Genomic DNA, 13,817 nt, shown 5'->3' on the forward strand with positions numbered 1-13,817 from the left:
CGCGAAAGCGGTGTGTCAGGCAACAGAGATGTCGACTGATACACCGCTTTCGCGAGCAAGCCCGCTCCCACAGGGGGAACTGCGTTTCGTCAGTGATTAAAAAAACAGCCTTCATCGGCTGTTTTTTTATGCCTATGCTTTTTGGCTTGCACCCGCCAAGAGGACTTACCCATGACTGACTGGCCGCTGGCTCAAACCTATCGCTTCAACGGGCACTCTGTCCGTTACGCCGTGCGTGGCGACGGCCCACCGTTGGTGTTCGTGCATGGCACGCCGTTCTCTTCGTATGTGTGGCACCGGATTGCGCCGCACTTCATCACGTCGCACCGGGTGCATTACTTCGACCTGCTGGGTTATGGGCTGTCCGAGAAGGTCGAGGGCGATGTGTCGCTGGGCGTGCAGAACGAGCTGTTGACGCAACTGCTGGAGCATTGGGGGCTGGATTGCCCGGATGTGGTGGCCCACGATTTCGGCGGCGCGACGGTGCTGCGCGCGCATCTGCTGAACGGCAAGGACTACCGCAGCCTGACGCTGATCGACCCGGTGGCGTTGACGCCGTGGGGCTCGCCGTTCGTGCAGCAGGTGCGTCAGCATGAAGCGGCGTTCAGCGGCGTGCCCGATTACATTCAGCGGGCGATTGTGTCGGCCTATGTTCGCGGGGCGATCAAGCGCGACATACCCGACGATGAACTCGCGCCCTACGTGCAACCGTGGCTGGGCGATCCGGGGCAAGCGGCGTTTTACCGGCAGATCGCGCAGATGGATCAGCGCTATACCCGTGAGGTCGAGGGGTTGTACCCGACGGTTCGTTGCCCGGTGCAGATTCTGTGGGGCGAGGATGATCAGTGGATCCCCATCGAACGTGGCCGCGCACTGCAGCAGATGATTGCGGGGGCGCAGTTTCACCCAATCCCCAATGCCGGGCATCTGGTTCAGGAAGATGCGCCGGAGGCGATCGTTGCCGCGCTGCTGCGTTTTCTCCCCAAAACCCCCTGAAAACACCCGATTTTTTGTAGGAGCCAGCTTGCTGGCGATGGCGGAGTGTCAGTCGGCACATATGTTGCCTGTTGTACCGCCATCGCCGGAACGCCGCCCGCAGCAAGCCGGCTCCTACAGGGAAGCGGTGTGGTCCCGATCAATGGCGGGCATTTTTCTTTCGCTGCCGTGGTCAAAGTTCGCATCTGACCGATGCTCGATTTCCGTTGCCGCGCTAATGTCTATAACTGACGCGCCAACGCACTACTACAAGATCTCCAAAAGGATTCGCCTGATGCACATCATCAACGCCCGCCTGCGCAACCAAGAAGGCCTGCATGAGTTGCACCTGGAAAACGGCCTGATCAGCAATATTGCCCGTCAGACCGAAGCACCGACCCTGGGCCCCGATGATCTGGACGCCGGCGGCAACCTGGTGGTGCCGCCCTTCGTCGAACCGCACATCCACCTCGACGCCACGCTCACCGCAGGCGAACCGCGCTGGAACATGAGCGGCACGCTGTTCGAAGGCATCGAATGCTGGGGCGAGCGCAAGGTGACGATCACCGAGGAAGACACCAAGACCCGCGCCAGGAAAACCATCCAGGCCCTCGCCGCCCACGGCATCCAGCATGTGCGCACCCATGTCGATGTCACCGACCCGCAGCTGACGGCGCTGAGAGCGATGCTCGAAGTGCGCGAGGAAAGCCGGCACCTGATCGACATGCAAATCGTTGCATTCCCCCAGGAAGGCATCGAGTCGTACCGCAACGGTCGTGAACTGATGGAAGAAGCGATCCGCATGGGCGCGGACGTGGTCGGCGGGATTCCGCATTTCGAATACACCCGCGATCAGGGCGTGAGTTCAGTGAAGTTCCTGATGGACCTCGCCGAACGCACCGGTTGCCTGGTGGACGTGCATTGCGATGAAACCGATGACCCGCACTCGCGGTTTCTCGAAGTGCTCGCCGAAGAAGCCCGCAGCCGCGACATGGGCTCGCGGGTCACGGCCAGCCACACCACGGCCATGGGCTCTTACGACAACGCGTACTGCGCCAAACTGTTTCGCCTGCTCGGGCATTCGGGGATCAGTTTTGTCTCCTGCCCCACCGAGAGCATTCACCTGCAAGGGCGCTACGACAACTTTCCGAAACGTCGTGGCGTCACTCGGGTGAATGAATTGCTCGAAGCGGGGATGAACGTGTGCTTCGGCCAGGACTCGATCGTCGACCCGTGGTATCCGCTGGGTAACGGCAACATTTTGCGGGTGCTCGAAGCGGGTCTGCACATCTGTCACATGCTCGGGTATCGCAACCTGCAAAGCGCGCTGGACCTGGTCACCGACAACAGCGCCAGGGCGATGAACCTGGGGGATCGGTATGGACTCGAGCGCGGGCGGCCGGCGAATTTGCTGATTCTTTCGGCGGACAGCGATTACGAGGTGATCCGCAGTCAGGGCTTGCCGCTGTATTCGGTTCGTGATGGGAAGGTGTTGATGAAGCGGCAGATGCCAGTGGTGGAGTTTTTTGGTGAGCAACCCTGAGTTTTGTGTTGGCTGAGCTGACGCCTTCGCGGGCAAGCCTCGCTCCTACAGGGATCGCCGAACCTGTAGGAGCGAGGCTTGCCCGCGAAGGCAATCTCAAATTCACCCCATCAACCGCGCCGTACCAAACAAACTGACCCGACTCAATTCCCCGTCTGTTTCCTCCAACAAAATCGGCGCCGTCCCACCAGGCATCACCACCTTCACCTCACCCGCCACCACCCAACCCACCCGCCAAGCCGCACACGCCACCGCGCTCGCACTGGTACCGGACGACGCCGTCGGCCCTTCCCCACGTTCAAACACCCGAGCAGCAATTCGCCCCGCTGACTCGCGCATCGCCCATTGCAAATTAACCCCCGCCGGGCACGGTCGCCCTGCCCCGGTCGGCATGGCATAGGCAATGCGCGTCAACCCTTCGGACAATCGCGCTTCGCGCATCTGCTCATTGGCCGGCAATGCCTCGGCATCGTCCACAAGCGTTACGCAATGCGGGTTGCCGACCCGCACGAACTGGCTGCGCGACCAAGCGGGATCCAGCGCCGACAACGATTGAACGTGGCTGAGCCCACGGCCGTTGAATGCTACATCGGTCACCCCTTGAGCACTGACCGCCTCGGGCCCGAACGCCGGTTTGCCCAGATCCAGCCAGAAACCCTGCACACCCTCGACCTGCGCACTTTTCACCAATGTTTCACCAGGCGAAGGCGTGTCGGCCTTGTCGTGATGAACCCTGAGCACACACGCCGCGTTTTCCGGAAACAGCCCTTGGTCGCTGAGCGCCTGGGAGAAAATCGTCAGCCCGTTGCCACTGCGCTCGGCCAGGGTGCCGTCGGTGTTGACGATCAACAGATCGAACGGCGGCGATGTTTGAAACGGGCCGACCAGCAGACCGTCGCAGCGATGGTCCTTGCTGCCGGGCGGTTGCGTGCCCGGCGCCCAGGCACAGAACGCCTCAATGGCCGACAATGCCCAGGTCGTGCGGGTTTGCGCCGCCAGACTGGCCTGTTCGGGTAAATCGATCCCTTCGCGGCGCACTGCATCCGGCGCCACTACCGCGTAGATATTGCCTCGAGCATCGTAGAACGGCGTCATGGCGCCTCCCGTGTAAACATCACAGGCGTGCAACATATCGCGAAACCGCGACGGGCTGTGCAAGGATGTCACCCTGCCTGACCGCGAAACCGTCCGGACGCTGATCGAACCTCATGGGTGAGTCACTGTCCCTTGGGGACGCGACGTTTTTTGCCAAGGATCGATATGACCAACCTCAACACACCCACCACTTTCGTGCCCGGACGCCTGGAACAGATGTCCACGCGCATTGCCTTTTTCATCGCCGGTTTCGGGATTGCCGCGTGGGCGCCGCTGGTGCCTTACGCCAAGGCCCGGGCCGGGCTGGATGAAGGCACCCTCGGTTTGCTGCTGTTGTGCCTGGGGGTGGGCTCGATTCTGGCGATGCCGATGGCGGGGCTGCTGGCCACGCGTTTCGGCTGCCGACGCGTACTGACGGGCGGTACGTTGTTGATCTGTCTGGCACTGCCGCTGTTGGCGACGGTGTCCTCGGTCCCGGCGCTGATTGCGGCCTTGTTCATGTTCGGCGCGGGCCTCGGCACGGTGGATTCGACGGTGAACCTGCAAGCGGTGATCGTCGAGCGCGCCAGCGGCAAAACCATGATGTCGGGTTTCCACGGGCTGTTCAGCCTCGGCGGGATTGTCGGGGCAGCGGGCGTCAGTGCCCTGCTCGGCTTCGGGGTTTCTCCGTTAGGAGCGATGCTGGTGGTGATCGTGCTGCTGCTGATCGCACTGTGCAAAGCCGCGCCGCACTTGCTGCCATATGGCAGCGAAAGTTCCGGGCCGGCCTTTGCCATTCCCCACGGCATCGTGCTGTTTATCGGCGGGATGTGTTTCATCGTATTCCTTGCCGAGGGCGCGGCGCTGGACTGGAGCGCGGTATTCCTGGCGCAGGAACGCGGGATCGACACGGCCTATGCGGGATTGGGTTATGCGGCGTTTGCGCTGACCATGACGGCCGGGCGGTTGACCGGTGACAAGATCGTCCGGCGCCTCGGCGCGACACGGGTGATCGTGTTCGGTGGGCTGACGGCCGCCGGGGGCCTGTTTCTGGCGACGTTCGCACCGAGCTGGGAGATGGCGCTGGTGGGTTATGCGCTGCTGGGCGCGGGCTGCTCGAATATCGTGCCGGTGCTGTACACCGCCGTGGGCAAGCAGACGGTCATGCCTGAAAGCATTGCCGTGCCGGCGATTACGACGCTGGGTTACGCGGGGATTCTGGCGGGGCCGGCGGTGATCGGGTTCATCGCCCACGGCAGCAGTTTGAGTTTTGCCTTTGGGCTGATGGCGGTGTTGCTGGTGGCGGTTGCCATTGGCGGGAAGGTGTTGAAGGCCTGAAAAGCATCGCCGGCAAGCCAGCTCCTACAAGGATCGTCAGTGCACACACTATCTATGTGCGAAACAACTGTAGGAGCGAGCGGTGCGGCGATCCGACTTGCCCGCGAAAGCGGTGGGTCAGGCGCCATTTCTATCGACTGGACAGCCATCTTCGCGGGCAAGCCTCGCTCCTACAGGGATCTCCAGCGAACACAGATTCTGTGCACGCCGGCGATCTTGTAGGAGCTGGCTTGCCGGCGATGCAGGCGACTCGGTCTATCAGAACCCGACACTGGCCTGCACGAAGAACGTGCGCGGTGCGCCGACGTACATGCCCGAGTTGTTGTCGCTGGAGCGGGTGAAGTACTGTTTGTCGAAGATGTTTTTCACCCCGGCGCCGACTTTCAGGTTCGATAGCTGCGCGCCGAAGTCATAACCGCCCCGCACGTTCCAGGTGACGTAACCAGGAATGTCGCCGTACTGACCGTCGGCAGTGCCTTCGGTGATGTAGTTGTTGGTGAAGCTGCCATTGGAATTCACGGCAACGCCCGGCGAACGTTGTTTGGACTGGGCAAACGCATCGACGTTGTAGGTCCAGCGGTCGATGTCATATCGCAAGCCGGCAGTTGCGACCTGGCGCGAATAGAACGGCAGGTCACGGCCCTTGAAGCCCGGAATCTCCCCTTCATACACGGCACGTGTGTAGGTGAAACCGGCGTTGGCGCTCAGGCCGTCAAGCCGTGGGTCCAGTGCCGCCATGTCGTAATGCACCGATGCTTCAACGCCCTGGTGTGTGGTTGCGCCGAGGTTGGTCCAGCCCGCATCGTTGCTGATGTACTGCAACTCTTTATCGAAGTCGATGTAGAACAGCGTCACTTCGCCGCCCCACACATCATCGTTGTAGCGCGTGCCGAGCTCGTAGGTCTTGGCTTTTTCCGGCTCCAGACCGTTGGCGGTGCTGTCACCCGTACCGCCCTGACCGAGCTGGAAATACTGCAGGCTGCCGAACGAAGTCTCGTAGTTGGCGAACAGTTTCCAGGCATCGGAAATGTGATACATCACGCTCAAGGCCGGCAGCGGCTCGTTGCTTTCGATGCTGCGATTCTTCTCTGTCACACGCTTGCCATCGGCATCGCGTCCGGGACGCTCATGCCAGTCGGTGCTGATGTGCTCGAAACGGATGCCGGGGGTAATCGTCCAGTTGCCGACGTCGATCTTGTCGTCGAGGTAAACGGAGTTGGCTTCCGTGCCGCCGGTGCGGTCCTGGTACACATGGCCGTCCGAGGCCTTGGTCACGACGGGCTCGTTGCTCTTGTTCAGCTCCAGACGGGTCGCCTGTTCGTGCATGCCTTCCTTGAGGTAGCGATAACCGACGCTGACCTCCTGGGTGGTCGGGCCCACGTCGAACACATGGGACACCCGCGGTTCGATGCCGAAGGTGTAATAGGTACGCGGGAACGAGCCGATAGTCTTCTGGTCGCGGGCGGCGATGTTGCTGCCACGGAAGCTGTCGGAGTAGTACGTCAGCACTTCTGCCTGGGTACGGTCATCGATCTGCCGTGCCCACTTGAACGAGACGTCCTTGCGGCGCCCGCTGAAGTTGTCGTTGTTGCGGTCGGACTGAAACGGATTGGCGTCGTACTGCGCCTGAGTCAGGCCGCCGGGCATGTCGGCGCTGGCATCGTAGTAATGCAGGTTGAGGCTGAAGTCGTCGACATCGGTCGGCGCCCAGTGGGTCTTGAGCAACACGTCGTCGATGTCGTTGCCGTTGTTGCGCTCACGGTAACCGTTGCCGTTCACGCCCGAGTACAACAGCGCCACGCCCATGCCGTTGTCCGCGGTACCGCCGGCAAACGCCGTGTCGATGTGCTTCCAGCCACCGTGCTTGGAAGTTTCCAGGGTGGTGCCGATTTCGGCGGAGGCTTTTTCCGGGATTGCGCGGGTCACGAAGTTGATCACACCGCCAACGTTCTGCGGCCCGTAGCGCACGGAACCGGCACCGCGCACCACGTCGATGCTGTCGAGGTTACCCGAGGAAATCGGAGCCATGGACAGCTGCGGCTGGCCGTACGGTGCGAATGCGGCCGGTACGCCGTCGATCAGCACGGTGGAGCGTGGCGACAGGCGCGAAGTCAGGCCGCGCACGCCGACGTTCAGGGAGATATCGCTGCCGCCAGTGCCGTTGGCTTCTTGCACTTGCACACCGGGCACACGCTTCAACACGTCGCCGACGTTCATCGCGCCTTGCTCGACCATGGCTTCGCGGCGAATCACCGTGCGAGCGCCAGGGTGGTTCTGCACCACGGCGGCATCGGCGTCACCGAGCCAGTCACCGACGACCTTGATGTCAGTCACGCCCAGTTCCAGCGGGCCATTGGCGGCTGAAGTCGGCGATGGAGCCGGCGTCAGGGTCACCGAACCTTCGTCGATCTGATACTCGAGACCGCTGCCCTGCAGCAATTGGCGCAAGGCCTGCTCCGGCGAAAGGTTGCCATCCACCGCCGGGGCCTGTTTGCCGGCGACCAGTTCAGGACTGAAAAAAACCTGCAACGAGGTTTGCTGGCCGAGCTCGCTCAGCGCCTGACCCAAGGGCTGCGCCGGGATGTGAATGGCATCGGCGGCAAAGGCCTGGGGCAGCGCAGCGTTGACCGCCAGCGCAAGGGCCAGCGGCAACCAAAGGGAGTTGTTGTTTTTAGCGGTGGTTTTTTTCACGTCGAACGTAGTCCTGTGGATCGCAAGAGTGTGCGCCTGTTAATGCAAACCAGTTGCAGTTGGACAGGAAGACGATCAACTCGAAAAAAACCTGAATTTATTTTGAAATTATTTCCTGACTGCCGTCATCGAGGGTGCGCACAGCCACCGGCAAGATGGTCGGCAAGGCCTTGAGCAGCGCGTCGGTGTTGTCGGATTTGAACACGCTGGTCAGGCGCAGATTGCCCACTGTGTCGTTGCCGACGGTGAGTGGCTTGTCCCGATAACGCGACACTTCCTCGGCCACTTCGGCCAGGCTGGCGTTGTTGAACACCAGTTTGCCGTTGCGCCAGGCCGTCAATTCCGAAGGGTTGACCGCATAGGCCGCGGCCACTTTGCCCTGGGCATCAATGCGCGTTCCCAGGCCAGCGGTAAGGTTGACGAACTCCTTGTCCGCCGCGCCGTGCCCCTGAACCCTGACCGTGCCCTGCTCCACCACGACCCGGGTGTCACTGACGCCGCGACGCACATCGAAGCGCGTGCCGGTGACCGTGACCTTGCCGCTGCCCGCTTGGACCACGAATGGCCGATCGCTGTCATGGGCGACGCTGAACATCGCCTCGCCTTGCGTCAATTCGATGCCGCGCTGACCTTTTTCAAAGCGCACCTGAAGACGGCTGCGGCTGTTCAGGTCGATCACCGAACCGTCCGGCAGCGCCACCTGGCGACGCTCGCCTAACGTCGTCGAATACTCGGCGGTGTATGGCGCCGGTTGATTCAAACCGCTGAACAGGCCCAGCCCCAACGCCACGGCCACCACACTGGCCGCCACCGCATAACGCACCAGCGGCCGACGTTTGCTGCGCGCCGACGGGGTTTCGCACAAGGCTTGCAGTCGTGCACGCGGCACAAGGTCGGCGGCTGTCCACAGGCCCTGAAGCAACTGAAATTCGTCGCGGTGCTGAGGGTGCTCGTTCAGCCAGTGCTCGAAACGCTGGCGCTCTTCGACGTCAATGGCCGGCTCCTGCAAACGCACAAACCACTGCGCCGCCTCATCGCGAACCGTCGTTTGCCCGCACGCGCAATCACGAGTATCCATCATGGAAGTTCCTGTTTGGCTGGGGAAGAGAGTGCACGGCCGATCATGGTTGCAAACCGTCGAGGCGGTCGCGCAGATGCCGCAGGGTGCGGATCATATACTTTTCCACCATGTTCTTGGACAGTCCCAGGCGTTCGGCGATTTCAGCCTGGGTCAGCCCTTCGATCTTCTGCCAAACAAAAACCTTGCGACAGTTGACCGGCAACTCGGTGAGCGCCCGTTCAATGGAATCAGCCAACTGGATCGCATGCATGAAATGCTCCGGGTCGCCGGACGACGACACACTGTGATCAACCGCCTCCGACTCCATGGCGCCCCGCCGATCCTCACGCCGATAACCATCCACCGCGATGTTGCGCGCAGTCTGGTGCAAATACGCCCGGGGCTGCTGCACCGCCGCCGAATCGGACTCAAGCACCCGCACGAAGGTGTCGTGGGCCAGATCCTCGGCCTGCTGACGATTTCTCAGGCGACGGGTCCAGGTGCCAACCAACTCTTCGTAATGCTCGAAAAAGCCGTGTCTGCGGGGCAACTTGGGGGTCATTGCGGTGTGCTGTGATGACGGGGCGTGAATAGTAATGCTTCCTATTAACCGGAAGCAATGGATTCCAGACAGCCGACTCGCCACCACTCGTCAACGAGAAAAGTTGATTTAGGCACACAGCCAAAGGATTCTGGCAGGCATCCAAAAGAAGCCAGCCACAAGCTGTAGCAAAGTGCAGTCATGCCAGTCACCGGCGTTCGTCCAGGAATTCAGACATGTTCACCTCCTTTGCCTCACTGAAAAGAAAACCCCTCGCCCGCCTCGCGCTGGCCATCAGCCTTGGCACGCTTGGCCTGCCTTACTGGGCGGGCACCGCTCAGGCCCATGGCGGGCACGCCGAGATGGTGCCGCTGCAAGCGGGCCTTGAGGAGTTTGGGGCCACGGTGAAATGGGACGACTACGCCGACCTGTTCGTGATTGCCAAGGACGGCGTTTATCTCAAGGTCAAACCGGGCAGCAAGGTCGCCATGCTCAACGGCAAACGGATGGAGCTGAGCGTGCCGGTGGTGTTCAAGGGCAAGACCGCTTTCATGTCCAAGGACTTCATCAATCAGGTGTTCCAGTCCGGCCTGGACAAGACCTTTGTCGTCGAGACGCGCCCTAACCCGCTCAACCCGCTGAGCGCGGATGAGATCAAGACTGCTGTCGAGATCATCAAGCAATCGGAGCACTACAAACCCGGTTTCCGCTTCACCGAAGTATCGGTCAACGAGCCGCCGAAGGATCAGGTGTGGAATTTCGTCTACAGCGGGCAAAACGTCGCCCAACCGCGCCAGGCCAACATTGTGGTGCTCGACGGCAAGCATGTGGTTGAAGGCCTGGTCGATCTCGACAGCAAGACGCTCAAATCGTGGAAGCCGATCGAAGGTGCCCACGGCATGGTCCTGCTGGATGACTTCGCGACGGTGCAATCGGCGATTGAAGCGAGCCCCGAGTATGCGCAGGCGCTGACCAAACGCGGTATCAGCGATGTGAAGAAGGTGGTGGCCACGCCGTTGACGGTCGGTTACTTCGACGGCAAGGACGGCCTGGCGCAGGACAAGCGCCTGTTGAAAATCGTCAGCTATCTGAATACCGGTGATGGCAACTATTGGGCACACCCGATCGAGGGGCTGGTGGCGATTGTCGATCTGGAGCAGAAGAAACTGATCAAGATCGAAGACGACGCGGTCATTCCGGTGCCGATGAAATCGACCCCGTACGACGGACGCGGGCGTAAGGGCACGTCGGTCAAGCCGCTGGAGATCATCGAGCCCGAAGGCAAAAACTACACCATCTCCGGCAACAGCATTCACTGGCAGAACTGGGACTTCCACGTTCGCCTCGACTCGCGGGTCGGCCCGATCCTGTCCACCGTCACTTATGACGACAAGGGCAAGAAACGCAAAATCATGTACGAAGGCTCGCTGGGCGGCATGATCGTGCCTTACGGCGATCCGGATGGCGGCTGGTACTTCAAGGCTTATCTCGACTCGGGCGATTACGGCATGGGCACGCTGACCTCGCCGATTGCGCGCGGTAAAGATGCTCCGGAAAACGCCGTGCTGCTGGACGCCACCATTGCCGACTACACCGGCGCCCCGACTTCGATTCCCCGCGCCATGGCGGTGTTCGAGCGCTACGCCGGCCCGGAATACAAACACCAGGAAATGGGCCAGCCCAACCTCAGCACCGAGCGTCGCGAACTGGTGGTGCGCTGGATCAGCACCGTCGGCAACTATGACTACATTTTCGACTGGGTCTTCCAGCAAAACGGCACCATTGGCATCGACGCCGGCGCCACCGGCATCGAAGCGGTCAAGGGCGTCAAATCGAAAACCATGCACGAAGCCACGGCCAAGGAAGACACGCGCTACGGCACGCTGCTGGACCACAACATCGTCGGCACCACGCACCAGCATATCTACAACTTCCGCCTGGACATGGACGTGGACGGTGAGAACAACTCGCTGGTGGAAGTGAACCCGGTGGTTGCCCCGAACGACCGTGGCGGGCCGCGCACCAGCACGATGCAGACCGAAACCAAAGTCGTCGGCACCGAGCAGCAAGCCGCGCAGAAATTCGACCCGTCGACTGTTCGCCTGCTGACCAATACCAGCAAGGAAAACAAAGTCGGCAACCCGGTTTCCTATCAGTTGATTCCGTACGCCGGCGGCACGCACCCGGTGGCCAAGGGTGCCAATTTCGGCAAGGACGAATGGCTCTATCACCGCCTGAGTTTCATGGACAAACAGCTGTGGGTGACGCGCTACAACCCGGAAGAAAAGTACCCGGAAGGCAAGTACCCGAACCGCTCGGACAAGGATGCGGGGCTTGGGCAGTTCACCCACGACAACCAGTCCATCGAAAACAGCGATGACGTGGTCTGGCTGACCACCGGCACCACGCACATCGCCCGTGCAGAGGAATGGCCGATCATGCCGACCGAGTGGGTGCATGTGCTGTTGAAGCCGTGGAATTTCTTCGATGAGACGCCGACGCTGAACCTCAACGTGCCGCAGCAAGCCGGCTCCTACAGGGGTTAGGCGTTTATTCAGTTGGATCTCAGGCGTGTTTTTTGCGGTACTCACCGGGCGAAATGCCGAAGCGCGATTTGAACGCGGTGGAAAAGTAGCTCGAATCGGAAAAGCCCCACGAATACCCCAGCACCGACAACTTCTGCTCGGTACGCGTTTGGCGCAGGGACTCCGCGCACAAATCCAGGCGCCGATTCTTGATGTACCGCGCCACCACCAATCCCTTCTTGGCAAACATCCGGTACAAACCACGCGTCGACATTCCCACCTCGCGCGCCAGCCATTCGGGGCAGAGGTCTTCCGAGCGGATGTGCTCATCGATGAAGCCCAGGGTCTTGCGAAAGAGGCGCTCATGCACGTCCGCGCATGCTTCGCTGTGGCTGATGGCCGGACGCAGCAGGCTGACAATCGCCTCCAACGTCGCTTCGCTTTCTGCCTGGCTCAGGCATTGCTGGTGCGTGGCGTCCAGAATCAAACGGTGCGAGAGCATCGCGATGGGGGATGTCGCGGCGATCCGGTGCCCGCACTGGACCGGATTGAAGCGCAGGGTTTGCTCGACCAGTTGCGACGGCAGAATCAATGACAGCTGCCGGGAGTTTTCACTGTAGGTAAAGTCGCTGGGGCGCGAGGCGTCGATCAGCGTGATATCCCCGGCCGACAGCAACACCTTGCTGTCGCCCTGAGCCATGCCGGCGCTGCCATCGAGCTGAAACACCGCAAAGTATTTACCGTCCTCGCCCGCCGCCACTTCGTGAGGCGTGCGGTACAGCCGTGCCTGGCGGGCATCGACAAAACTGAGCTTCAGCGCGCCGTCCTGGTGCTCGCGGATCTGTCCGGCAAACTCATCACCCAGGGGTTGCGCATTGAAGGCGCCACAGATCTGGTTGATCTGATGAATCCACTGGTCGAAGCCATCACGGCGCTGTGCAATTGAAGAAATCATGTCGGGCCTCACGCAGGCTTGTTTTTATTATCTACGCCAATCCACGGGTTCTCCTGAACAGTGCCGCTCCTACGCAAACAGACGGGTTATTTAAGCCCGCCAAAGCGCCGATAAAAGCTTTCGCCCACGTCCGGCAACGGACCATCGGCGGTTTCCAGTGCAGTGTTCAACCACTCTTCGGCCTTGGCGTAGATCAGCCGGTAAATGTTGCGGCACAACTGGCGGGCGGCGCGTCCTTCCCAATCGCCGGGCAACAACTCGTCCGGCAATTGCGGGTCACGCAGCAGCAGTTTGCGGTACTCGTGAATAAGCAGGACCCGTGCCAGGAAGCAGTCCGACGGTTGCAGGTTTTCCTGCTCGCGAAGCGCTTGCCAGAGCGGTCGGAACAGTTGGATGAACTCGCTGTAATGGGCCGCCAGCTCCTCGATGTTCCAGCTCTCGCGCACCTGCAAACGCAGGGCCTTTGAGGCAAGCACGTCTTGTGCGGTGGTTTCGAAGACGATGGTGTCTTCCTGGGCACCCAGGTCGAGCAAGGTCGCGTTGACGTCGGCCCGATCACTGCGCGGGCAGGCCAGCACGGCGGGCGAGATCGCACCAAAACCTTGCCACTCCAGTTCTTCGCGCACTTGTTTGCGCTTGTCCTGGGTCAGTTGCGTAAGCATCACCAGGCACCACGAACCGTCCCAGGCCGGAACGGTGGAGCTGTAGACCCGCTTGAAGGCTTTGTCGAAACGCCGACGGCCGGCGCCGGTCAGGCTGTAGTAGCTGCGACGCCCGACTTTTTCGGCGGTCAGCCAGCCTTCCTTGGTCAGGCGAAAAATCGAGGTGCGGATCAGCCGTTCGTTGATGCCGATGGGCTCGAGCAACTGAATCAGGCTGCCCAGCCACACCGTGCCGCCGTGGGGTTCGATGGCATCCCCGTACAGCGTGATGATCAAGGAACTGGCGCGGATCGGCGTCTGCTCCTGGAAGCGGGTAATCAGATGGTTCAAGGGTGTCAGGGACGACATGGGCGTACCGAGCTGAAAAAAGAAAAGGAATATACCGAATTTCCTTTGTAGGAGCCGGCTTGCTGGCGATCGCGGTGTGCCAGAAACATTAATCTCGACTGACAC

Annotated in this window: 10 protein-coding genes; 4 read left to right on the top strand and 6 right to left on the bottom strand. The window is 61.1% G+C overall.

The genetic code is table 11. The features are described from left to right. Positions 1–171: 171 nt before the first annotated feature. Both KGA82_RS24385 and codA read left to right on the top strand, forming a co-directional pair. Positions 172–996 carry an alpha/beta fold hydrolase gene (locus KGA82_RS24385; RefSeq protein WP_223452719.1) on the top strand — a complete coding sequence of 275 codons (825 nt, stop codon included), beginning with the start codon at positions 172–174 and terminating at the stop codon, positions 994–996. 274 nt (positions 997–1,270) lie between these two features. Further along, positions 1,271–2,518, top strand: a complete 1,248-nt coding sequence (codA, locus tag KGA82_RS24390; RefSeq protein ID WP_008038314.1) for a cytosine deaminase — start codon at positions 1,271–1,273, stop codon at positions 2,516–2,518. A 102-nt stretch (positions 2,519–2,620) separates the two neighbouring features. Here the strand turns inward: codA and KGA82_RS24395 are convergent, their stop codons facing one another. Next, positions 2,621–3,613: a diaminopimelate epimerase gene (locus KGA82_RS24395; RefSeq protein ID WP_223452720.1), complete on the bottom strand. Its 993-nt coding sequence runs from the start codon at positions 3,611–3,613 to the stop codon at positions 2,621–2,623. A 165-nt stretch (positions 3,614–3,778) separates the two neighbouring features. On the opposite strand from KGA82_RS24395, the gene KGA82_RS24400 reads away from it, so the two are divergent. After that, entirely contained in the window at positions 3,779–4,930 is a 1,152-nt protein-coding gene (locus KGA82_RS24400) for an MFS transporter (protein ID WP_207286219.1), read from the top strand. Positions 4,931–5,188: 258 nt separating this feature from the next. On the opposite strand, the gene KGA82_RS24405 is transcribed toward KGA82_RS24400, so the two are convergent. From KGA82_RS24405 to KGA82_RS24415, 3 genes are all read right to left on the bottom strand, one after another. Then, positions 5,189–7,621, bottom strand: a complete 2,433-nt coding sequence (locus KGA82_RS24405; RefSeq protein ID WP_192228910.1) for a TonB-dependent siderophore receptor — start codon at positions 7,619–7,621, stop codon at positions 5,189–5,191. A gap of 97 nt (positions 7,622–7,718) precedes the next feature. After that, positions 7,719–8,702: a FecR family protein gene (locus KGA82_RS24410; RefSeq protein WP_223452721.1), complete on the bottom strand. Its 984-nt coding sequence runs from the start codon at positions 8,700–8,702 to the stop codon at positions 7,719–7,721. 40 nt (positions 8,703–8,742) lie between these two features. Further along, positions 8,743–9,243 carry a sigma-70 family RNA polymerase sigma factor gene (locus tag KGA82_RS24415; protein ID WP_008025288.1) on the bottom strand — a complete coding sequence of 167 codons (501 nt, stop codon included), beginning with the start codon at positions 9,241–9,243 and terminating at the stop codon, positions 8,743–8,745. A gap of 215 nt (positions 9,244–9,458) precedes the next feature. Here KGA82_RS24415 and tynA point away from each other — a divergent pair, with 215 nt between their 5' ends. Continuing rightward, entirely contained in the window at positions 9,459–11,768 is a 2,310-nt protein-coding gene (tynA, locus tag KGA82_RS24420) for a primary-amine oxidase (protein ID WP_223452722.1), read from the top strand. A gap of 19 nt (positions 11,769–11,787) precedes the next feature. On the opposite strand, the gene feaR is transcribed toward tynA, so the two are convergent. Both feaR and paaX read right to left on the bottom strand, forming a co-directional pair. Beyond that, complete coding sequence (gene feaR, locus KGA82_RS24425; RefSeq protein WP_008025285.1) at positions 11,788–12,702, bottom strand: transcriptional regulator FeaR; 915 nt, start codon at positions 12,700–12,702, stop codon at positions 11,788–11,790. A gap of 86 nt (positions 12,703–12,788) precedes the next feature. Further along, the gene (paaX, locus tag KGA82_RS24430; RefSeq protein WP_008025283.1) at positions 12,789–13,712 is read right to left on the bottom strand and encodes a phenylacetic acid degradation operon negative regulatory protein PaaX; all 924 of its coding nucleotides are present in this window, start codon (positions 13,710–13,712) and stop codon (positions 12,789–12,791) included. Positions 13,713–13,817: the final 105 nt, after the last annotated feature.

The organism is Pseudomonas sp. BF-RE-22 (assembly GCF_019956155.1).
GTDB classification, from domain to species: domain Bacteria; phylum Pseudomonadota; class Gammaproteobacteria; order Pseudomonadales; family Pseudomonadaceae; genus Aquipseudomonas; species Aquipseudomonas migulae.

Bases quoted from the DNA above. Each gene is read 5' to 3' on its own strand.
- KGA82_RS24385 (WP_223452719.1), top strand. From the start codon at position 172: ATGACTGACTGGCCGCTGGCTCAAACCTATCGCTTCAACGGGCACTCT.
- codA (WP_008038314.1), top strand. From the start codon at position 1,271: ATGCACATCATCAACGCCCGCCTGCGCAACCAAGAAGGCCTGCATGAG.
- KGA82_RS24395 (WP_223452720.1), bottom strand. From the start codon at position 3,613: ATGACGCCGTTCTACGATGCTCGAGGCAATATCTACGCGGTAGTGGCG.
- KGA82_RS24400 (WP_207286219.1), top strand. From the start codon at position 3,779: ATGACCAACCTCAACACACCCACCACTTTCGTGCCCGGACGCCTGGAA.
- KGA82_RS24410 (WP_223452721.1), bottom strand. From the start codon at position 8,702: ATGATGGATACTCGTGATTGCGCGTGCGGGCAAACGACGGTTCGCGAT.
- KGA82_RS24415 (WP_008025288.1), bottom strand. From the start codon at position 9,243: ATGACCCCCAAGTTGCCCCGCAGACACGGCTTTTTCGAGCATTACGAA.
- tynA (WP_223452722.1), top strand. From the start codon at position 9,459: ATGTTCACCTCCTTTGCCTCACTGAAAAGAAAACCCCTCGCCCGCCTC.
- feaR (WP_008025285.1), bottom strand. From the start codon at position 12,702: ATGATTTCTTCAATTGCACAGCGCCGTGATGGCTTCGACCAGTGGATT.
- paaX (WP_008025283.1), bottom strand. From the start codon at position 13,712: ATGTCGTCCCTGACACCCTTGAACCATCTGATTACCCGCTTCCAGGAG.